Annotated in this window: 18 protein-coding genes; all 18 read right to left on the bottom strand. The window is 36.4% G+C overall.

Features of this window, described 5'->3' with window-relative positions; all coding sequences use genetic code 11:
* Nucleotides 1-653: 653 nt before the first annotated feature.
* Nucleotides 654-2,435 (bottom strand): glycosyltransferase family 2 protein, encoded by a 1,782-nt coding sequence (locus MTCD1_RS06700; RefSeq protein ID WP_143760091.1) that lies wholly within the window; start codon nt 2,433-2,435, stop codon nt 654-656.
* A gap of 10 nt (nt 2,436-2,445) precedes the next feature.
* Nucleotides 2,446-3,555: a hypothetical protein gene (locus MTCD1_RS06695; protein ID WP_057179541.1), complete on the bottom strand. Its 1,110-nt coding sequence runs from the start codon at nt 3,553-3,555 to the stop codon at nt 2,446-2,448.
* Between the two features lie 271 nt (nt 3,556-3,826).
* Complete coding sequence (locus MTCD1_RS06690) at nt 3,827-5,674, bottom strand: glycosyltransferase (protein ID WP_057179540.1); 1,848 nt, start codon at nt 5,672-5,674, stop codon at nt 3,827-3,829.
* 427 nt (nt 5,675-6,101) lie between these two features.
* Nucleotides 6,102-6,659: a hypothetical protein gene (locus tag MTCD1_RS06685; RefSeq protein WP_057179539.1), complete on the bottom strand. Its 558-nt coding sequence runs from the start codon at nt 6,657-6,659 to the stop codon at nt 6,102-6,104.
* A gap of 149 nt (nt 6,660-6,808) precedes the next feature.
* Nucleotides 6,809-7,258 carry a GDP-mannose mannosyl hydrolase gene (locus MTCD1_RS06680; RefSeq protein WP_057179538.1) on the bottom strand — a complete coding sequence of 150 codons (450 nt, stop codon included), beginning with the start codon at nt 7,256-7,258 and terminating at the stop codon, nt 6,809-6,811.
* A 272-nt stretch (nt 7,259-7,530) separates the two neighbouring features.
* Nucleotides 7,531-7,806 (bottom strand): type II toxin-antitoxin system RelE/ParE family toxin, encoded by a 276-nt coding sequence (locus MTCD1_RS06675; RefSeq protein ID WP_057179537.1) that lies wholly within the window; start codon nt 7,804-7,806, stop codon nt 7,531-7,533.
* Entirely contained in the window at nt 7,796-8,074 is a 279-nt protein-coding gene (locus MTCD1_RS06670; RefSeq protein ID WP_197410239.1) for a hypothetical protein, read from the bottom strand. The genes MTCD1_RS06675 and MTCD1_RS06670 overlap by 11 nt, the downstream gene beginning before the upstream one ends.
* A gap of 262 nt (nt 8,075-8,336) precedes the next feature.
* A complete protein-coding gene (gene fcl, locus MTCD1_RS06665; protein ID WP_057179536.1) occupies nt 8,337-9,296 on the bottom strand; it encodes a GDP-L-fucose synthase in 960 nt (319 codons plus the stop codon).
* Nucleotides 9,297-9,447: 151 nt separating this feature from the next.
* Nucleotides 9,448-10,563 (bottom strand): GDP-mannose 4,6-dehydratase, encoded by a 1,116-nt coding sequence (gene gmd / locus MTCD1_RS06660; protein WP_057179535.1) that lies wholly within the window; start codon nt 10,561-10,563, stop codon nt 9,448-9,450.
* 361 nt (nt 10,564-10,924) lie between these two features.
* Entirely contained in the window at nt 10,925-11,401 is a 477-nt protein-coding gene (locus MTCD1_RS06655; RefSeq protein ID WP_057179534.1) for a type II toxin-antitoxin system YhaV family toxin, read from the bottom strand.
* A 2-nt stretch (nt 11,402-11,403) separates the two neighbouring features.
* A complete protein-coding gene (locus MTCD1_RS06650) occupies nt 11,404-11,733 on the bottom strand; it encodes a type II toxin-antitoxin system PrlF family antitoxin (RefSeq protein ID WP_057179533.1) in 330 nt (109 codons plus the stop codon).
* A gap of 99 nt (nt 11,734-11,832) precedes the next feature.
* A complete protein-coding gene (locus MTCD1_RS06645) occupies nt 11,833-12,828 on the bottom strand; it encodes a transposase (protein WP_057179532.1) in 996 nt (331 codons plus the stop codon).
* Nucleotides 12,829-13,606: 778 nt separating this feature from the next.
* Complete coding sequence (locus MTCD1_RS06635) at nt 13,607-14,353, bottom strand: sulfotransferase family protein (protein WP_057179530.1); 747 nt, start codon at nt 14,351-14,353, stop codon at nt 13,607-13,609.
* A 15-nt stretch (nt 14,354-14,368) separates the two neighbouring features.
* Entirely contained in the window at nt 14,369-15,331 is a 963-nt protein-coding gene (locus MTCD1_RS06630) for a glycosyltransferase family 10 domain-containing protein (RefSeq protein ID WP_057179529.1), read from the bottom strand.
* A 2-nt stretch (nt 15,332-15,333) separates the two neighbouring features.
* Nucleotides 15,334-18,414: a glycosyltransferase gene (locus tag MTCD1_RS06625; RefSeq protein ID WP_057179528.1), complete on the bottom strand. Its 3,081-nt coding sequence runs from the start codon at nt 18,412-18,414 to the stop codon at nt 15,334-15,336.
* Nucleotides 18,415-18,457: 43 nt separating this feature from the next.
* A complete protein-coding gene (locus MTCD1_RS06620) occupies nt 18,458-19,366 on the bottom strand; it encodes an exostosin domain-containing protein (RefSeq protein ID WP_057179527.1) in 909 nt (302 codons plus the stop codon).
* A gap of 13 nt (nt 19,367-19,379) precedes the next feature.
* The gene (locus tag MTCD1_RS06615) at nt 19,380-22,046 is read right to left on the bottom strand and encodes a hypothetical protein (RefSeq protein ID WP_088568918.1); all 2,667 of its coding nucleotides are present in this window, start codon (nt 22,044-22,046) and stop codon (nt 19,380-19,382) included.
* Nucleotides 22,047-22,154: 108 nt separating this feature from the next.
* Complete coding sequence (locus MTCD1_RS06610; protein WP_057179525.1) at nt 22,155-23,450, bottom strand: hypothetical protein; 1,296 nt, start codon at nt 23,448-23,450, stop codon at nt 22,155-22,157.
* Nucleotides 23,451-23,606: the final 156 nt, after the last annotated feature.

Here is a 23,606-nt window from a genome sequence, read left to right as displayed (position 1 = left end):
TCTACCAGAAACATTTTATCTGCAAGTACAGCAAACCTTTGTTCGTCATTCCCGTAGGCGGGAATTTATTCGCGCTTGTACCTTATGGCATGGATGCTACTTATTAGCAAAACAGCGGCTGCACCGCTACCATCTACCAGAAACATTTTATCCGCAAGTACAGCAAACCTTTGTTCGTCATCTCCGTAGGCGGGAATTTATTCGCGCTTGTTCCTTATGACATCGATGCTACTTATTAGCAAAACAGCGGCTGCACCGCTACTATCTACCAGAAACATTTTATCTGCAAGTACAGCAAACCTTTGTTCGTCATTCCCGTAGGCGGGAATTTATTCGCGCTTGTACCTTATGGCATGGATGCTACTTATTAGCAAAACAGCGGCTGCACCGCTACCATCTACCAGAAACATTTTATCCGCAAGTACAGCAAACCTTTGTTCGTCATCTCCGTAGGCGGGAATTTATTCGCGCTTGTTCCTTATGACATCGATGCTACTTATTAGCAAAACAGCGGCTGCGCCGCTACCATCTACCAGAAACATTTTATCCGTAAGTACAGCAAACCTTTGTTCGTCATCTCCGTAGGCGGGAATTTATTCGCGCTTGTGTCTTCGAAGATGACGATTTTTATATTTTTGTTCTTTGCTTATAAATCAATAACGTAACCGTATAGTAAAGTCTTCAGCATCTCTGGTTAAATGCGGGCTGTAATAGGGATCATGTTCAATTTCTGCTTGCCAGCGGTCTAGCAACAAGGCTTTTTCTTTATCAAAACGTTGCACTTTATCTGCGCTTTCGCCATCATCACCGCGTGTTTTTGACTCAAAATGATATAACTGTGCGCCGGCACAATATACGTTATAAAAACCTGAACTTTTTACCTTTAAACAAAAATCAACGTCATTATAAGCAACTTGAAAATCAGTATCCAAACCGCCAACAGCAAGATAGGTTTGCTTTCGAATAGCCAGACAGGCACCGGTAACACCCGACATAACTTGATTCACATGAGGGCGATTAAAATAGCCATTAGAGCCTTCAGGAGTGCGGCGATGAGAATGCGCAGCGTAACCACCTAAGCCCATCACAATGCCCGCATGTTGAATACTCTGATCAGGGTAAAGAAGCTTAGCTCCCACACACCCTACATCCGGTTGCATTGCTAGCCCCACCAGTTGTAACAACCAATCATGGCTAATAACTTCCGTATCATTATTTAATAAAACAACAACTTCACCATTCGCCTTAGCTACGGCTACATTATTGATTTCCGAATAATTAAAAACTTTATCGTGCTTAAAAACATTTATATTTTTTAACTTATTTATCGTAGACAAATAGCTTAATGCATCAAGATCCGATGTTTGATTATCCATAACAACAATTTCATAATCGGGGTAGTCCGTTTTTTGCAAAATACTACGAATACAGGTTTCCAGTACCCTTTTATGATCGCGAGTAGGAATAACAATAGATACTTTAGGCCAAGCTAAAGGCTTATATTTCACATGAAAATAATTATCTAAATTGCCATAGTCAACAACCGCGTTAATTGACTTACGTTGCAGATGTTCAGTTAAGGCTTTTTTACCTAAGGCAACAGTATAAGATTTTGCATCACTATTTAAAGCAGTAGATCCTTCATGCATACGCCAGTGATAAAGTATTTTACTAATATGACCTATCTGTTGTGATGATAAAACCTCTGAAGCGCGTAAAGCAAGATCATAATCTTGAGCACCCTCAAAACCAACCCGACAGCCTTTAAGGGTTTTTAATAAATCAGATTTGTAAACACAGAAGTGCGTTATATAGTTATGTGCATGCAGTAAGAATGGATTCCAATCCGATTTAAAATGTGGAACAACACGTGCCCCGTTTTCATTAATAAAATCTTCATCACTGTATAACCACTGCCAGTTTGGATTAGCCGCAATAGCCGCCACTACTTCATTTAACGCTTGCGGCGCCAATAAATCATCGTGATCTAACAAAGCAATAAAATCACCTTCACACACTTCTATGCCCATATTAGTCGCTTTGCTAATATGACCATTGTGTTGTGCATAAATAACCTTGATTCGCGGATCAGACAAGGTTTTTAAGTATTTTTTGACACGACTATCGGTCGATGCATCATCAACCAGTACCAATTGCCAATTGCCATAGGTTTGCGCCAGCACCGAATCGACACACTTTTTCAAAAAGTTTTTCGGCGGGTTATAAATAGGCACTACCACTGAAATAAGCATTTTCTGATCATCGACAACCGCTTGCCACAAATTAGGTTCAATATGGTTGACCCAATGTGTATAAGGGTTATAACGCGCTTTAGTCATTTTCCAGGTAACAAAACGATGATACAGCGCATATAGCGGTTTAAGTTTTTTAAGTCTTTGCTTAGTTTTATATGACAATATTTGCTTTAATTTCACGCGATCACCCTTATGCAAACTTGATCTGTTGTTGCGAAAATTGCAACAATGCCTGTTGATATAAAAGTCGATCAAATTTAACTAAAGGCTCAACCGCTTGCTGAAAATTAACATCAGAAGAATCTGCACCATAACTAAAACTATTCACATTACTGCGAACATTTTTCTCAACTGGCGCATCAAAGCCCATCGCTTGGTGAATAACCACCATTGATTCATTAAACTTTTCTGCGATGCCCACTAACTGAATATTTTTCAAGCGAGTTAGCGCTTGTTTTAAATGCTGTTCATTCACCCTTTCTGACGGTTTTATATCGGCTAAATATCGAACCTGTAAGTTATCAAATAAGCCATACTGTATAGGTTTCAGCTGTTTAACAAACTGCTGCCAAGAGGCAATGGAAGAAAAATTCAAGGTAGATAATTTATCCGCTATCTGCTGTACGACCAGAGGATGAGTTAATAAAAACTCTTTCTTTTCTGGCTCCATTAGGTGCCGTACCCAATTTAGATGTGAAACCAAATGCCGATAAGGCTGCCGAAAAAAGGCCGCTAGAATAAAATTAGCCGGTGCAAATGATTTTTTATAAACAGGATAAGTGATATGTCCCGACAAGAAACGAGCATCTAATAACTGCTGCCAACGCTCAGGTATCCCCTCAATATGAGTATAGGTTGGCACTGCCTTTAACTGGTTTTGCAAACTGTGATTTACCGAGCTGCCTGCGGTTTTGGGAATATGCAAAAAAAACAGTTTACGGTTTTTATAATTCGGTTGACTATGGGATACCGGCTTAACAGACACTAATATTTCGATATGCGCTTGGGCGATATTATTATCTGCAAATTTGGCACTAAATCCGCAATTTTCATAGGTTAACAAACCAGCCTTAAAGACATCGGCACGAGGTTTGTTCGCCAACACCACTTGGCACTCTTCGCCTTTAGTGATTTTAACCCAATGCGCCTCGGTGCTATCTGTACAACCGGCCCAGCCACGCACTAGCGGCAGGAACATTTCATCGACTCGTCCAATATAATGACTTTTATCAATGGTATTCAGCTGTTTTTTTTGCTTCGTTAACGTTTGTTTAATTCTATTTATCACTTTTCTACTCATTAAAAATTCTATCTAAAATACTAGGGCCCAATAACGCCTAACTAACACCTAGTTAACGTCTAATTGTAGCCATGCATTCTACCATAAATATCATTAGCCACATCATAACGCTATCCTACTTGCATCAAGGCGCTCTATTAATAACCAATAGCCGGCTATTGGAATTGAGGGCAACATAGTCTGGGGTATTTTAATCAGCACAGTGGCAATAACTTAGTGCAATTAGTATTACTTCAAAATACATGACCTGACCCCGTCACTAATCATATTTTTATGTTTTTGGCAATAAACTTACTGATTGTAAAATTCCTTTCATCATACTTTTTGCTTTCTCAAATGAATAAGACTCTTTCACCATTATTTGCTGTTTTTCTGCGATAAAATTCCACTCTTGTTCATTAAAATACAGTCGACTTACATATTCAGCCCACTCATCTGCATGTTCAGCCACTAAAGCACTAACATTATGTACTAAGCCAGTGGCTTCTATAGCAATAGGCGATAACACACAGGGCATGCCATAAGCTGCGGCCGCTAATACTTTACCTTTTACGCCAGCACCAAAAAATAAAGGCGCAATAAATACTCGATGTTTTAAATACACATCATCAAGTGATTCTACATAACCTTTTATATGCACATCATCACACGCATATTGATAAAAAGATTCAGGCATATGGCTACCATAAATATACACCTTAATGGCTTCGCCTTTCTCTCTTAAAAGTGGCATAACCTGTTCAATAAAAAATTCAACTGCCTGAACATTGGCAGTATGTTCATAGCCACCTAAAAAAGCTACCCCCTCTCTTGCATTAAAACATGCACTCTGGCTAGGAACTTCAACCACCCAAGGGCACTTATGTATATTCTTACTTTGCAAAATGTGTGAAGTAATAACAGCATGCTCAAATTCACTGTAAGACAAAATAGCATCAACTTGCTTCATTACTTTTACTTCACGATCACGTGTTTTCATTGCATTTTGCAACAAATCTTCATCATCAAGTGCGTTGGCTTGTCTTATTTCTCTTAAAAAGTGCAGATCAGCATTATTAAAAATGATGGGCAACGTAGTTGAGAATGCTTTTATCGTTTTAATATGTTTTTCAACATAATGATAGCGAGTGATGTAAACGGCACTTACAGAAGGTAATACCGAGGTGAGTGCATCACCACTATGTAAAAAATAGGGAGAGAAAAGTACTTCTACGCCCATAGCCTGCAGCTGCGGGGTATATTTTGGCGAATAAGTAAAATCATCGGGTATAAATATAATATGAAATCCGAGTGCTTGTAATAAACGAATTTCTTGAACCGCAGCATATGAGCCAGCGTCTTGATCAGGCTTTGGTATACTGCGATCTATCATCACAATAACAGGTTTATTAGCCTTATTCCTCAATGAAAAATAGCGTTTTACCGCTAATGCTGAAACATTAAGTTCTTGCTGCCAAATGATCTTCGTTTGCCCTAACACACCTAGCAACCCTAGCGTAATGGTACTATTAGTACCATTCACAATATCGGCACATACGGGTAGCTCTAATCGATTACTACCTTTCTTTAAAGTGCTGGCTCCCTGCCAAAAACGATTGTTGTTATGAAAGAGCTGAAAGGTTACATTTTCAGCTTCACTTGCTTCGATGTTAAATACAAATAAATAATGCTCTGAGATCACTTTTTTTACGGATATAGTTACCGGGGTCTCTGAGGGGACCTTAAAGGGTTTACCAATAAGTGTATTATCAAGGGTAACTAGTTGCAGTACTTTACCTACAAGGCTCTCAGCTGATAAATCATGGTGACAGCAATAGCCATGTACGCCATTACCAAAGCCAACTTTTTCCAAATCTTCACGGTATAAATCTGCTGAATTTTGTAATAATTCTTTGCCTTCTAGCAGCAATTTAAACTCTATTGGCTCATTTGGTTTATCTGCCGAATAAACCCAACCACAAATGAATTCCGAATCAACCCAATCGATGTAACCTTGATATAATTGCTCCGTAGAAGTTGGGCTATACAATGATTCTGAAACAAAGGCGCTTTTACTGATTTGTTTTTTGAATTTGATACTTTGTAATTTTTGCTTTAATCGCTTTAATCGCTTTAACACCTAACTATCCTTTAATGTTTTGGCAATAAACTTACTGATTGTAGAATGCCTGTCTTCATACTTTTTGCTTGAACGAATTAAAAGAAGTGCTTGTGTATTTAAACAGTGGATTCCCGACTAGACACTTCGGGAATGACAAAAAGCCTACCTTTCAATAATAAAGACAAGTGCCCTACTTCCCCACAGTCATACCAAAACCTAACGTCGTCATACCCGAGCGCTCTGGTCGGACGTTGCATCAATGCAACTTATTATAGAATGCAGACGTGGCATGGATGCCACTTATGAAGATAATGCAGGAGCAATTATCTTGACGCATATTCTCCTGTACCCAGTGTTACCAAATCACTCCAAAAAGCTGGCATCCCCAAACCTTTGTTCGTCATCCCCGTGGTGTCTTAATCGGGGATCCAGTTTTCAGTTATAATTACTTACTAGCAAAATGCTTAGTCAATATTTGCTCAATAACCTCAACACGTACTGACAACGAGGCTATATTCTCAATAGCCACATTCACCGCATTGCCATTCTGCGAGCTTATCTCGTCAGTCAAACGTTGTAACTCTTGCGAAACAGAAACACCAAACGCAGAAAGTTCATCAGAAACACTCTCTTGTTTAGGTTCCTTTTGCTTTGTAGCAGATAAAGTTAAAGGAAGAGGTTTCGCATTAGCTTTAAGACCATCGATAAAAATATCAATAGTATTAACATCTTGTTCAGGTTTAATCTTTGTAGGATCTATTGAAAAACCATATTGCCCAGAGCCAATTGCAGCCGCTTTTAAATCTTCACGGGCTATATTTGCTTTGGTGGTAAACAAAATAACGTTATTATTACGTACTTCAATGTTAGCCGTATAATTACCATCACCTATTTTATGTGCCCAACCAGAAATTACATTTTCGTTGACATTATCAATATGATAACGGTAAGCATCTAGCGGACTTTTATGTTGAATAACTTTTTTCACTAATTTTTTGAACATACCTAAACCGTATAATCCTTAAATGGAAAGCTCTAGCATTCTAATGTAAACAATAACGCCAAACCATTAAAATATTGAACTTATTCACTAAAACCCGTCATTCCCGAGGTATATTGTCGGGAATCCATGATCTTAAAGTATAACTTTCATTAACCAACATACCATTTACTGTGTAAATGAACATCATCACGTGTGAGTAGTTCTGCTTTAGTGAACCACTTATATTCGTTATGTTGCTCATTAGGCAATTCAGAAAGTTCTAATTCTACAATAATTTCATAAGCCAGTACGACATAATGGGTAGTAACATCATCTCCAAAAACATAATCTTGATAAAAATGCTCATAAGGTCCTAAAAATTTGGCCTCATGACGAACAGCGCTTAAACCCAGTTCATTCTTACATAAGCGAATAAAAGCATCGTCCATTGCTTCATCTTTTAAAATTCGTCCCCCAGGAACAAACCAAAAATATTTAGCGGGTTGGTTGGTGCGATAACCGAGTAAATATTCACCTTTAGTATTTTTAATAACAAGATCAATTGAAATCAAGGGGGTTGATGCGATAACCGTTTTAAAAGTTTCTTTTGCTAAATACATGACTCTGTGTTCTCTATGGTGCAAACCTTTCTCCAGCTTAACCACGAAAGTTATCTTGGTTAGCTAAAAATCACTCATACGTATCTTTCAATACATCTTCAAATGTACCCACATTTATGTGCCTAAGCATGGATTCGGTGTCTTCATCATAAATGTTTTATTTAAATTCATTACATAAAGTGAAGCTGCTACCCATATCGAATTAGGGTAAATTAAAAAGATAAGAGTCATTTGTAAAAACTAATCCGATAAATTCGTGTTGATTTAAATCACTAATGTGAATATATACCGTGATCACCAACATCGATAAGCACTAATTTCCCATCATCCAGTAACTTCAGCGTCAATAGCACTCGATACTGCATATTAATTGAAACAGAATGACACTGTTTATTGGTGATCGCATGTAATCTTAAAGAAGGGTGTTGTGGATTAAGTGATAGTAAGGTTAAGGTCTTAACGTACTGCTTAATTAATTCAGGATGTTTTTTAAAAAATTTTCGCTCACGTTTTGCATACGAATCTGGTCGAATGATTTCAAATGCCATCTTTAATTTCTTTTTCTAATACCTGGGCATAACCATCGAAATTTTTTATTATCTCAAACTCATTATTCGCTAAACTTTGCTCAGCCTCCTTAATGGCTTGATCAAGTTGATACTCTCGATATTGATTGAATTCGTCAGCAGACAAAATAACATATTTTGTTTTACCTCTTACATCAACCATAACACTGCTATCATGACTAGCTAACATAACTCTTTCGATACCAGCAACACCATTACGTTTTAACTCATTGGCTGTTATTGAATTCATACAACCTATCCTTTTAAATTTTTATAGCTCTAAATATAATAGCACAATAAAGAGCACTTTAAATAGCACTCTTAAAAGCGTAAGACCTGCCGCTGTTATTTCATGTGTTCTCTGTGGTTAAATCTTTAGTTCAATCACCACAGAGGGCACCGAGTTTCACAGAGAAGACCTAATAAAGATCTTATTACAAAGCTATTTTATTTTAATCTCTTCTCAGTGTAGCGCGCAGCGCCTCTGCGTTCTCTGTGGTAAAATGCTCTAACTAACCACGAAAGTTATCTTGGTTAGCTAAAAACCATTGATAAGCATCTTGTAAACCTTCTTCCAAACTATAACTGTATTTCCAGCCTAACGAAGCTAACCTATCAACATTCATTAACTTACGTGGAGCACCATCGGGTTTAGTGGCATCAAAGGCGATATTACCTTCAAAGCCGGTTACCTTAGCAACCGTTTCAACTAATTCTCGAATAGTACAATCAACACCGGTGCCGACATTAATATGACTTAACATTGGTTCAGTGTTTTTATCATATACGGCTTTATCTAAATTCATCACGTGAATTGAAGCGGCTGCCATATCACTCACATGCAAAAATTCACGCATCGGCTTACCACTACCCCAGGCTACTACTTCAACATCGCCATTAAGTTTGGCTTCATGAAAGCGGCGTAATAAAGCAGGAATAACATGGGAGTTTTCAAGATGAAAATTATCATGTGGGCCGTAAAGGTTGGTAGGCATTACCGAGCGGTAATCACGACCATACTGACGGTTATAACTTTCACATAGTTTAATACCGGCTATTTTAGCGACCGCATAAGGCTCGTTGGTTTCTTCTAAGGTGCCAGTTAACAAAGCGGTTTCTTGCATTGGTTGCTGTGCAAGTTTAGGATAAATACAAGAAGAGCCTAAAAATAATAACTGCTGAATACCCGATAAATGAGCTGAATGAATAATGTTACATTCAATCATTAAATTTTCGTAAATAAAGTCAGCTGGGTAAGTATTATTAGCCACAATACCACCCACTTTAGCGGCAGCTAAATATACTTGGTCAATTTTTTCAGTTTCAAAAAAATCACGTACCGCTTGCTGATTAGTTAAATCAAGCTCACTACGAGTACGAACAATAACTTCAATATCATTTTGTTGTTCTAATTGGCGAACAATCGCCGAACCAACCATGCCACGATGGCCTGCTATAAATATTTTTTTCATTTTAAAATCACTTAAATAAGTATGAACCACAGAGCTCTAAGAGTTACACAGAGAAAAATAACCATAATTAAGGTTTAACAACCAACACGTTCAATCTCATCTCAGTGCAGCGCGAAGCGCCTCTACACCCTCTGTGGTAAAAAATCTTTAATTACTCTTTTACCACCGAAACATCATAACCATGAGACTTCAAAATAGCATGCTGTTTAGCTTTACCTAAATCATGTTGTACCATTTCAGCACACATTTCTTCAACGGTAATTTCGGGTGTCCAACCTAGTTTTTCTTTAGCTTTTGAAGGGTCACCCAATAAGGTTTCAACTTCTGCAGGGCGGAAGTAACGTGGGTCAACTTTTACAATAACATCACCAACATTAACACCATGAGCGTTATCGCCTTCAACAGCAACCACTGTTGCAACTTCATCAAGCCCTTTACCACTAAACTCAAGTATTATTCCTGCTTCAGCGGCCGACATACGGACAAATTCACGTACTGATATTTGTTTACCGGTAGCAATTACAAAATCGTCTGCTACGTCTTGTTGCAACATCATCCATTGCATACGTACGTAATCTTTAGCATGACCCCAATCGCGTAAAGCATCCATATTACCTAGGTATAAACATGACTGTAATCCTTGTGAAATATTGGCAATTGCTATGGTTATCTTTCGAGTGACAAAGGTTTCACCACGACGTGGTGATTCATGGTTAAACAAAATACCATTACAAGCATACATACCGTAAGATTCACGGTAGTTAACCACTATCCAGTAAGCGTACATTTTTGCCACGGCATAAGGCGAACGAGGATGAAACGGCGTTGTTTCTGTTTGTGGTATTTCTTGTACTTCACCATAAAGCTCAGAAGTAGATGCTTGGTAAAACTTAGTTTTCTTTTCAAGCCCTAAAAACCGAATAGCTTCAAGTAAGCGCAATGTGCCCAAGGCATCTACATCAGCGGTATATTCAGGACATTCAAACGATACCGCAACGTGCGATTGGGCACCTAAGTTATACACTTCATCAGGTTGAACTTCTTTTATAATACGAGTTAAATTTGAGCTATCCGTTAAATCACCATAATGCAAAAAGAAACGTGGATTTGTTTCATGACGATCTTGATAAATGTGATCAACACGCTCGGTGTTTAACGATGAAGCACGGCGTTTTATACCATGTACCTCATAACCTTTTTCTAATAAAAATTCGGCTAGGTATGAGCCGTCCTGGCCGGTCACACCGGTGATTAATGCTTTTTTCATTATTATGTTTACTCGTTATTAGTAGTGTAATTATTTTCTAATGAGTCTATATATCGTGATCGCCAACATCAATAAGCACTAAATTACCATCACCCATTAATTTCAATATCAATATACTCTATAGTGTATATTGATAGAAATTGAATGACAGTATTTATTTTTTATCAATGAAAGCTCAATGAGGGGTGCAAAGGATCTAAGGTCAATAATTTTAAAGTTTTGACCTATAGTTAAATTATATCAGGACGTTTCTTAAAATTTTGATTCGCGTTTGTTAAAGCTCGGGCTGTCCTATCTTTTTTTTTGCAATAAGTCGACTTATTTGTGAATAGTGCCAGCCGAAGTAATAAAAGAACAAAATTCAAGACCTGACCCTGAGGGATCTTTTTGAAGCTTTTAAAAGATCTTCCCAACTATCAGGTGGCTTACCAGATTTTAACATTCTCGCAAATACTTTATAAGCATCTGTTTTACTTTCGTAAGCTCGTTTGCTGCTATCATCATTAACCCAAGCATAGATAATTACCTTTGATTGGATATCGTACCGAAAAAACAATCGGTACTGCTGAAAGAACTTAGCTCTGAACCAGTGCTTGTTTTTATCTCCTAATGTTTTACCTTGGCGATAATCCGTTTTTGTTGGATCTTGCGGGATAACTTCATATGCTAACTTATGGATAGCCGCTAGCCTCTTGGTGTCATTTTTTTTGAGGTAACCAATAGGATCTTTTGCCTTGAGCCCGACGACTTTTTTCTCTAAAAGTTCATATTGTTCAACAAATAATGGGTGTGTGTATAACGTCCAGCCATTAATAACAATAGCGGTATTATCAGACAAAGCTATTCATCATCATCAGATAATGGCGCCCCTAAATCTACTTGAATATCCGTGGTTAATAATTCAACGCTATCACGCATATTTGCAGTAAGCGGCTGCAGCTTTTCAGGATGTTTTTGCATATCGCTTGCAACAAAAGCTAAAAACGATTCAACAACAGGATCATTTTCTATCGGTTCAACACGAGACAGTAAAACACTACCATTTGGTTGAATGATAAACTTTATTTTATCTTTTTTATTCAAGTGTAGTGCTTGACGAACAACACGAGGTACGGTTGTTTGAAATCGCTCTGTTAATGTCGATTCAGCTTCTAAGGCTGCTTGAATCATAGTAACCTCCATAATATTAGACTCGCATTACAATGGTAATGCAACCGCATTACCATTGCAAGTTAGTTAATAAAATATGTTACCTTCACTCAACGCAACCTACAAACCCCGATACAACTGCATATCGCCATGAGTGGCACACCATTTTCTATTTGTTTGCTGTGCCCACAACGCTAATTTAGCTTTATTACCAGCCGCACTGATAAAGTGACGATTAAATTCTTTAATTACCGTTAACCAATCCTCTTCATTTATCGATAAACGCTCAAACAAAGGTTTTATATCTGCTGGAATAAATCCTCGTTTATCATCACGAACACATCTTCCAGTCCACTCAACGAGTGATAAATAATCAAATAATTTAAAAGGTAATCCTTGCTGTGTTTTACTATGGGGATCATACCCCGTAAACGGCAATAATGTTGCAGGCTGAACGGTTTGCGACTTAGTTGCCTTTTTAAGTGAATAAAGTCGTTGTTGAACACTGGTAAAATCAGAATGTTCGGGAGTATCACATATTGCGGCCCTTACAGGATTCAAATCAACATAAGCCATACAAGCCAACAAAGCCGTTTCGTCTAATAACGCTTGTGATTTAAAGCGACCTTCCCAGAACCTTCCTTTACAGTTATCTTCCTTATTCGCCTGCACCGCAATACTTTCATTTAAGCTGCGCATATACCAACCTAAATCATATAAACGCTCTCGCCATATTGAAATAAACTCAAGCGCTTTATCCGTTTCAGCTTGTGACGTTTTAATATCACTTAACCAACGGTCAACCAATACGTGGCCTTTAAATAACTGCATCCACCGTAAAGCAACCTCTTTATCATTCCATTGCGACACCAAACCTTTATTAACTTTTAGCACCAAGTGATAATGATTACTCATAATCGAATAGGCACAAATTTCAATAGCAAAAATGGTTGATAAATTCGTAATTTTATCAACAAGCCATTGCTTACGATGATCGAAATTTTGTCCGGTTACTTGATCTTCACCGCACAAAAAAGCACGACGGACACAACGACAAATACAGTGATAATAAGGTGTTGCTTGTAAACAAACCTGTTGTTTTCTCGGCTGGGTCATTATCACTTCCCCTACAATAAAATGATTAATTAACTCAAGTTTAGTACATTATTTTAAGCTGTCAAAGATGGGGGTGTCCCATCTTTTATATTAAGCTGTCAAAGATTGGGGTGTCCCATCTTTTAATTAACTCAAGTCTAGTACATTATTTCAAGCTGTCAAAGTTGGGGGTGTCCCATCTTTTGATTACAATAAAATGATTAATTAACTCAAGTTGAAGTGGTCTAGTACATTATTTTAAGCTGTCAAAAATGGGGGTGTCCCATCTTTTTTAATAAGGTGTTGCTTCTAAACAAACCTGTTGTTTTCTCGGCTGAGTCATTATCACGTCCCCTACAATAAAAGGATTAATTAACTCAAGTTTAGTGCACTATTTTAAGCAGTCAAAGATAGGGGTGTCCCATCTTTCTTCCTTAACCCCGCTCTGGCTACAATGGAATAAATAATTTTTATTCTTTAGCGATCTGAAAGTTTCTTGGATCGAAGTTGACCCCGTTTTTCCAGTTCCTATATGTAAATACAATGTTTTCATAAAACAGTTAACCTTATGTTCGGCCTTAGAGTTCAAGCCAAATAGATATGCTGCATAATAACCTAGAGACAACCTCTAACGGAGCAAACTTAGCACGATCTAAATAACCGCCAGACGTAATATTCATAGAAGATTTAAGCGAGCTATTTGCAGCTGCCTTTAATACAGGATCAGATAGCTTTTTAAGCTCCTTTAACCAAGTTTTACGAACTACCATTCAAAATCTCATAACAAAAAAGTAACTCATTAGCTTTTAACAAAAAATGGATCTGGGCTGTATAATAAATTATCAAAATCATCTTTATACATGTCCTGAATTATTTCTGTTGTTTTATCCGTCAAATAACTTTCTACCTTTTTACCTGCAGAGGTTACTGATGAACGGTTATCTTTCTCAAATGTAGTGTTTCTCTGTAAATTAAATATCTTATTTTTGACCAATTCAAAATCTGTTTTGAAATCATCCATCCGACCAATAAAATCAAATTTAAAACCATTTACATCAAAGCCCAATAATTCTGTTTGAGGAGTCCAATGTCCATTAACTTTTAGGTTATCCCCCTTATTTAAAGCTGCAACAAAGTCATCAAAACTAATAGGTACATTAGCATCGAGTCCAATGCTTTTAGCCCAATCATCGTAATGTGAATTCTCATGAGTAAATTTATTTAAATAACATGATAAAAGTCTAGAATATGGGTTTCTCACAAAGCAAAATTTAAAATACTCATCATTGCTAAGCAATTCACTCAATGTATCATAATCCTTAATTGAAGCTAGCTCTTTAGTGGCGGCAATATGTACGCTTTCTCCATCATTAATTACTCTAGGCGCTATCTCATAACTCACAAGTGTTCTTTTAATTGTAGAACAACACACTTTTGGAGTTTCAATATATATATATTTATATTTTTTAGAGATATAAATAGAATAATTCACTGTCCCATAACTTATACTAAAAAAGTCACTTACATCAGTTGGTTTTACAGTCATTTATACTTCTCTTAATTAGTCATTTTGGATAACTTTTGCTTTTTCAACAAAATTACTAGCCATTTTTAAACGGCTATTTTTTAAAATCGTACTATCTGTCATCAAGCTATTGTATATCTCAATTGTTTTATTTACTCGTTCTACATATTCTGACTTTGTCATCTCCGATAAGAAGACCATCAATGCCTCAGGGCTCTCGAAGTCACAATAGTTGACAAAAGTCCCTTTAGGAAATACGGTAGAAATACCTGAATCCCCTTCATATATAACAGGTAAAACCTTTGCCATTATAGGATGCCAAAATTTTTCGGTAATATAATTTTTATATACCGTATTTTCAAAAGCTAGGTTGAATCGTCCACTTTGAAGTAGCAGCAATTTTTTGTCTTCCCAACTTCCCCATGAATTATGCTTAAGCCTGCCACATTCAGATTCATCTGAAATCACCCCGTCAGGCCAACCCGCACCATATATATGACATTGATTTATTCTGTTAGCATACAGGGCTATTTCACGTCTTAAAGTATATAGATCGCAATCAACACCATTAATTATAAAAGGCTTACCATCTCCATGCTCTGATGCCAAACAAACAAGCTCTTTATAAATATCGCTATATCGCTCATCATATTCTTGCTCTGTTAATAAATCTATTTGTTTATATTTACCAACCCAAAGATAATGAAAAGGGTCAACAAAAATATCACCTGAAAAGCCATTCATAATGAAAATTTTGTACCCTCCATTGATAACAAACTTTTCGGTATTCGAATTCCATCTCGGCTCATTTGTCCATAATAACAAATGCCCTGAAAAGCATTTTTCTTTAGCAAATTTTACAAGGCTATGAATATTAGATGAAACAGCTATATCGGCATGTTCAGGTGCTACAACAAACTGTAACTCTTTACCATCGAAGTGTGTCTTTACCACATTTACCACCCCTGAACATTCGGGTAACATAAATATTTTTATCAAAATCAATCCTTTAAATCAGCTGTTGTTTTATTTTGAAGTTCTGAAAACTTTGTCGTATTAGTGATATCAAAAACCAATGTATAATCCTTTAGGTTTTCACTTGTACTGGCTTCAACATTATAATCTGTTGCATGCACTACGTGTATATTTTTACTATTTAAGATTTCAGCTACTCTAAAGTCTTCATAGGAATAGACTCCATCTTGCAACTCTTGCTTGAAGGCGCTTATTTCTCCGAAAATAGCAGGTAAAATATCTTTTCTTAAAAAGTAGCCATAGCCTCCTTTGCCAAACTCGATTGGAGACACGTTAAACTTAAATTGTTTATCAAACTTGCTATCAGAACATTTACCAAAATGCCATTTATCATTCATTGGCGCACCTTTGGGATGTGTGGCACCAGCAAGATATTGTTTGCCTGATAATTGCGGAATGATTTTTTTATCAAATTTATCTAGATCGGGAAAACAATCATCATCAATTTTCATTACATATTTAAAGTTAAAATTTCTATATATAAACTGATAACCTAACGCTAACTTTAATAATAATGATTCATAATTATCTGGGCACGGAACATATAATACATCGCCAACAATTTTGCTTTCATTTAACGATTCGTCACCCATTAAAAATAAAGAGTTTACTCCAAAGCTTGGTAAATCTGCTTTCCAAGTATTTCTAACAGCATCTGTTTTATGGCTATACTTTTCACATGTGGGAATTAAAAAGAAAATATCGCTGAAGTTTACTGAATAATCATGCGCTACTACTTTAAAATCTCTAGGGTTTAGCTTGTTATCAATTTTTTTTACTTCCCAAAATTCATCTAACCCTAAGCGCTTAAAGCTGTCATTAACAACTTTTAAATGATTAAATTCTTGCTGTTTCCTGTTTGCGATAGATGTATTTTTACCGTGCCATCTATATTGGTATAGTTTCTTATGAATATGCTCAATTACAGCCACTTCATTAAATTTAAGCCATAAATCTAAATCTACAGCATTCTTAATGTTTTCATTGGCACCTATAGTTCGCTCCCAAACTCTCCGCTTAAACATGCGAAAGTGTGTCGCAATCATTGATGTGGCCATCCAAGAACGTTTAAATTCACCGCCACACCAACCATCTCTGACATATTCGCTGTTAGAATTTATGTATTCACAGTCGGTATAAACAGCATCAATATTTTTATGATCTAAAATCTTGATACATTCCATCACGGCATCTTTTTTTAACGTGTCATCTGCATCAAGCTGCGCTACATATATTCCTTTACAAAGTGTTATTGCTGTATTGGTAGCAGTACCTATACCGCCATTTTTGTTATTTACCCACCTCACATTAGTTTTATTACCAAAATGGTGTTGTAGTAATGCTTCTGTAGAGTCAGTAGAGCCATCATTACAAATGACAACTTCAAGGTCTTTAAACGTTTGATTCAGGCAACTTTGAACGGCTTCTACAATATATTTTTCAGCATTATAAGCTGGGATATAAATCGATACCTTAGGGACTTCGTAGCTTTTACCTTTTGTATATTTTCGGCTATATATAGCGGGACATTTTTGTTCCAATAATTTTTGGGTTATTTTATGTCCTTTGGAGCGAAAGCTTTCCCCATCTGCAAAGCTTTCTTCGCCTAAATCATTAATAGGTTCTTGGTGGATAGATTCAATTTCTAACATTGGGATAAAATATGCGCCGGCGTTGAACATTCTAAAGCCGTGTTCTCCATCTTCACAGCCCCAAGCTTCAAAATCCTCATCTATGCCACCTGCTTTTTCATATAACTCTTTAGAGAAAGCGATATTTCCACCTGAAGCTTTATTGAATGGCCATAGATCAGTTTTTAAATAATTGGTGTTTTTGTATGCTTCATATCTCCAATCAACAGAGAACCCTTCATCACATTTTCTGCCGGCAACATCATTATTTGGGTTGATGGTTGGCAAATTTGCTACGATTTCAATATCCTTAAGAATTTGATCATCATTAACTTGAGATACATCAACATAACGTCTATGGCCTATTAAAACCGCGTTAGTTGTAACATGTATTGCTCGCATGTAGTTTTCAATATCTGTCGGTAAAGGAAGAATATCAGCATCCATAAAAATGATGCCTTCGCCCCTCGAAATTTTTAACCCTAGATTACGTGCTCGAGCTAACCTATACCCTTTGTCAGGTTGCCTTATAAGATTTATGTCAATTTTATTTTCATACTTTTTCACTACACCTGCAACATCGTCACAACTACCATCATCAATAACAATAACTTCAATCAACTCCATTGGATAAGTTTGGTGTGTAAGCGCTGCTAAAGTATTTGCTAAAATTTCACTTCGATTATAGACAGTGACAATCACAGAAGCTTTTTTGGTATAGTTAGAGTTATTAGACTTAAAGACTTCAATCTGTTCTGATATATGTGAATAATCATTTCCATTACCATTTACTGGCTGTACGATAAATCCAGATGGTAATACTGGATTATCTCCTCTACCTCGGCAATCATCACTATAATCTACTTGAGGTTGGGACAAAAAATAATTATTTGCATTATCAAACTCTTCTACCTCAATGCTTGCCTGTTCTGCAATTTGATAAGCACCACGATACTCAGAATCCAAACTTATAATTTGATCACAAATTTTAATAGCTTTTTGATATGCTTGAACGGCAAACATTAACTGAGCTTTCAAGAATAAAAATTTTATATTATCAGGTTCACTTTCAATGATTTTTGATAAAATAAAGTTAGCCCAGTGATATTTTTCACTTTTTATATAGTTATTTATATTTGCTGTTATTTTGGAAAAGTTTAATGGCGTAGCAAGAAAAGTTGTCGTTAGGTATTTTTCATCATGTATTTTAATGGCTAAATGGTCTTCTTGAGGCAGCGGGGTTGAATTGCCACTTAATTTTAATTCTATTTTTTTTTGTACTATATTTTTAAAATAGTTAACACTAACTTCTAAAGTATCATTTTCACTAGAAAACGCATTATACTTATCTAGTGCTTCTTCAAATTTTTTATTACGGAAAAGTTCATTTGCTAACTTTAAATCATTACTTTTCATTCTTTTTAAATCCATATATCTAAAAACATTAATTATCTATCTATTATCTATTCTCTAAATAGCGTTCTTTTTCCAAAGCTAATGTACGGGGTAATTCCATGACCAATTGAGAGGTCTCATCTAGCAATATAATGTCTCCAATCTCATCTTCAGGCAGTTCCAAGGTGTCACTTAATAAAACAGGTATGCAACCAAACTTGATTGCCTCCCAAAACCTTATTGAGTTTGGACCACTACCTGAAGGACACAAACAAAAAATAGTTTCTTGCATTACATCAATATATTCTTTTTCATGCTGCTTGCGCACATTTCCCCTAACTTCATTTTCAGTAGCTCCAAGAAGTTGGTTTCTATACACATCTTGTTCAAAGTGCCATTCGCTGCGTTCAATAACAATGGTATTGTCCAACTTTGGTAAATCAAAAATCCATTTTCTTACTTCTGTTAAATATAAGTCAGGTTGATACGCTCCTATAAAGCTATATAAGTATTTACGCTCAGACAATGGCTTATTACTATATGGCTTATTCCGCTTGAAATGCATTACCGGGTATAAAGGGTATGGGTGAAGTTTTATACCTTCTATTTCGTCTTGCCCTTTTATTTTATGAGACCAATATATGTCAGTAACGCCTAACTTTTTGAAGAAAGGTATTAGATCTAATGCATATATATGCTGACAAAATGTTATGCGTTTTACCGCTATTTTAGGAGGTGCTACATTAAGGGCATCTATAAAAAACTTCGCTTTAGTTGGTTGGTTATGATTTAAACAATCAACTAATCCCGCCCAGGGGAAGCAAAAAAACTGCTCATATATATTAACATTTTCTAGTTCTAAACACTTTTCATAAGCCCATAACTCTGTTTTGGCGGGAATTTGCCAACGATGCGGAAATGCAAACACATTCCCATGTTTAATCCAGCCGCCAGGGTATTTTTTTTCCTTCATGAGCTTATATCAACTAAGGATTAATTCGACAGAAAAAAGCACCTTTCTCACACGGTACCGTTTCTTCTTCATAATCAAGATCGCGCTTTTCAAATTGCTTCTTCCAACGGCCAACAGTTTCTTTCTCTTCTTGTCGGTTATAATCATCAAGAACGATATCTAGCTGATGTTTACCTAGGTAATTCAAAAGTAACGGTACTGCTGGTAATCTCGCTAAAGGACCTGTTGCACCGGGAGGTCCATCTATCAATACTAATATTCTAGCAGTGCGCTCTGCATAGATTGCGGCTAACTGTGACAATTTATTTTCACATGAATAATAAAGATAATCTTCATTTTCAATTTTCATTTCAATTAAAGGAGCATGAACTAAGTCAACTAAATGTGATAATTTATTAGCTTCGAGTTCAGACTTGGTTTTGTTATAGTATTTTTTATTATGCTCAAATGTGACTATTCTATTAGGCAGCTCAAGCGGTAACGTTGCAAGTTCAGCAGAATCTCTTTTATCTTGGCCAATAAATGCTAAGTCATCCTCAATATGGCTATTCTGTGCTTTAACATGATTATTAATGGCTTTGGCAAATAACTGTGTTGATGTACCACTACCAAATTCAATGATGAGATCGTAGTTGTTTTTTTCTATCTTACCTAATAGAAATAGAGCGACGTCACTACTAATAGGCCAACCATGATATTCCATGGCTAGCTGTCCTGTTTCAAGGTAACTTTGCACCCCTATAAATGATTCCACCTGCTTTACTGTGTTATTAAATCCATAATTCAGTCTTGAAATCAACCCCTCTTGATTCTTCTTTATTTCACTACTTTGTTGCTGTATTTGCTCCATTAAAGCGTCTAATTTATTAGATGTTTCTTGTTCACCTTTCAACTCTAGGTTCTCTTTAAGCTGCCCAATTCGAGTATCTCTGGCTTTGATTATTTCATTTAACTTGTTAGCTTTAGTTGCTTCGGCAGCTTTCGCTTCGTTACTATCTTTTAATTGATTTTCAACTTCGGCTATACGCTTTGCCTTAGCTTGGTTTTGCTCGGTTAACTGATTAGCTTTAGTTACTTCAGTGGATTTCGCTTCGTTACTGACTTTTAATTGATTTTCAAGCTCGGTAACACGCTTTGCCTTAGCTTGGTTTTGCTCGGTTAACTGGTTAGCTTTAGTTACTTCAGTGGCTTTCGCTTCGTTACTGACTTTTAATTGATTTTCAAGCTCGGTAACTCGCTTTGCCTTCGCTTGGTTTTGCTCGGTTAACTGGTTAGCTTTAGTTACTTCAGTGGATTTCGCTTCGTTACTGACTTTTAATTGATTTTCAAGCTCGGTAACTCGCTTTGCCTTCGCTTGGTTTTGCTCGGTTAACTGGTTAGCTTTAGTTACTTCAGTGGATTTCGCTTCGTTACTGACTTTTAATTGATTTTCAAGCTCGGTAACTCGCTTTGCCTTCGCTTGGTTTTGCTCGGTTAACTGATTAACTTTAGTAACTTCAGCGGCTTTCGCTTCGGTACTGGCTTCCAATTGATTTTCAAGCTCGGTAACACGCTTTGCCTTGGCTTGGTTTTGCTCGGTTAACTGGTTAGCTTTAGTTGCTTCAGCGGCTTTCGCTTCGTTACTGGCTTTTAATTGATTTTCAAGCTCGGTAACACGCTTTGCCTTGGCTTGATTTTGCTCGGTTAACTGGTTAGCTTTAGTTGTTTCAGTGGTTTTCGCTTCGGTACTGGCTTTTAATTGGTTTTCAAGTTCGGTGATGCGAGTAGCTTTAACTTTGTTTTGCTCAGTTAACTGATTCGATTCCGTGGATTTCGCTGTTTTAGCTTCGTTACTTGCTTTAAGCTGATTTTCAAGCTCGGCTATACGAGTAGCTTTGTTTTTGTTTTGGTCTGTTAACTGATTCGATTCCGTGGCTTTCGCTGTTTTAGTTTCGTTACTGGCTTTTAATTTTGCTTCGAGTTCACTAATACATGCTTTTTGTGCTTCATTTTTTTCATTCAGTGCTTTTAATTCAAGCGCTCTTTCATCTTTACGAAAGACTAAGTTACTGAACACTACATCATTGTCGGCTTCTATAGCCAGTTGAAAGCCTTTGCTTTCCATTAGCGCTGTTAAATTGGTGTTTTCTTTAGCTTGGCCAAAGTAATTATTTTTAGCCTGCTGAATGACAATACTAGAAAACATCATGAGATCGTCGGTTTCAGCTTGTGCTATCACATCAAACTCGCTGCCATTAATTTGAAGCACCAAGGCATTTTGTTTATTTTTATCTAAGTTGGCTTTTTTTACTAAGTCAGAAAAACTTATTATTTTAACGGTTATTTCTTGCTCCGTTTTTAAGTTTTGAAAAAGATTTTTTAGTTTATCTGCTTTATGTAAACTGCTGTACCTATTAGGTAAGGTTATATAAAAGGCTTGTTCTTTTTGTTCTGTATTTGACGTACTAGCTGTATTAGATAGGGCAACATTGAATGCTGATATATTACATTGAACATTTATTTTATTCAGCTTATTAATTTTGCTTTGTAACTGCTTAAATACTTTTGGGATAGGCTCTAATAAGTGTATTACAGCAAAACTTTGGGTTACATAGTCATTTAGTTCTATACCATTGCCCGCACCTACGTGAATAAGTTTCCCTATATCACTGTTATTTTTATTATCGAAAAAAGTACTCATGCGTAATTCATGTCCTAGCTATGATTATTTGCGCTATAGGTATACTGGGTCTTCGATCAAATACTTCGAAGATGACGAATATAACAAAGATGACGGATATAAGTTTATTTAGCTCCTTATATTCATACTGGTCTTAAGTAGCCACCCACCAATGTCTTGAAACAATTGTTTACGGTAGTTATTTCCCGATACTTTATCAAAAACATTACTGTTTTGCATAAGATATTTGTATGTTTTTTGTGAAAAAACGTTCTTGCTGCAATAGCTATAATGGCAGTCAAGTTTATCAGCTTCTCGCATAAGCCAATTCGATGTTAAAAACACCATGTTGAGGTGGTAAGAGGCGGCTAGCCATAATATACCTGAGCTTTGATTTTTATAAATTAAACTGTCGTAATTAAATAGAATACTGTTCGCTTTGGCAAAGTTTTCGTGCAGCTCGCTATGGCTCCAAAAACGTGTGGTGAGTTTAATTCGACTATCCGCTTTTGCCAGTAACTGTAAACTGTTATCTGTTTGTTTTAATGCTGCACCATCGTTGGTAATAGTGTATTGGATAACAAATTCCACATCGCTGTCAGTAATTTCTTGTATTATTTTTCCCACTAAATCAGGCAGCGTTAAGAAGCCTTTATTTACTTTGGCATCGCCGGTAAAAAGGATAACTCTTTTTACTTTTTTAACCTTATTGTTGTACTGACTTAATAAGCCACAAGGGTGAATGGGGATAACTTTATTGTTTTGCTGGTGGTTTGTTTCACCTGTAAAGTGGTTATCTGTGAAGTTTTTGCCGGTAAATAAGTAATGATAGCTTTGTTGTAGCTCTTCTTCCGCGGCATAATATTGCACAAACTTCTGCTTTGCTAGGAGTGAAAAACCCAATTTAAAGTTTAAAAAATGTTGGTTATTCAATTCCCCCTTTTCGTTGTATTTAATCGGATTAAACATTAAAAATACACAATGATGCAATGGTGTATTGTGACGCTTGTTATAAATTGCAATAGCAGAGCCTAACGCTATAGCGTGTTCCCAGTTCAGGGTGTGGTATAGAAATAACGTTTTGTTGTTTTTTTCACTAACCTTACCTTGTTCTTCACTACTAGCGTGTTGTTCAAATACAGTTAAGTATTCTTTGCTTAGTTGGTTAATATAACCATTTAACGTTGCTAGGCTTGGGCTTTGATAAAAGTATTGGTAAAAGTCGGTAGTAAAATGTTTTTTTATGGTGACTTGCTTTGTTTGAGTTGCGGTAATGAAATCATTAGCACATGCTTTATTGCAATAGACCTCTAGATGCATATCCCCTTTGATAACCGCTTGAGTATTGGCGATAGCGTTGATCATGGCTGGATGATGGCCACCGTACTCTCTTAAACCTGGATCTGGAATGATAATATTTAGCATGTCTTTGTTTCAGTATTTATTATTGTGTTATCAGTGAATTTTCACCACAGAGGACACTGAGAAACACAGAGGTAGTGATTTAATGATTAAGTACAACTGACTTAATCCTTATTATTCGTTCTTTCTGTGTAGCGCAACGCGCCTCTGTGTACTCTG

The sequence above is a fragment of the Colwellia marinimaniae genome (assembly GCF_002207865.1).
GTDB lineage: Bacteria > Pseudomonadota > Gammaproteobacteria > Enterobacterales > Alteromonadaceae > Colwellia > Colwellia marinimaniae.
This window is presented reverse-complemented; position numbering and strand designations above follow the sequence as displayed.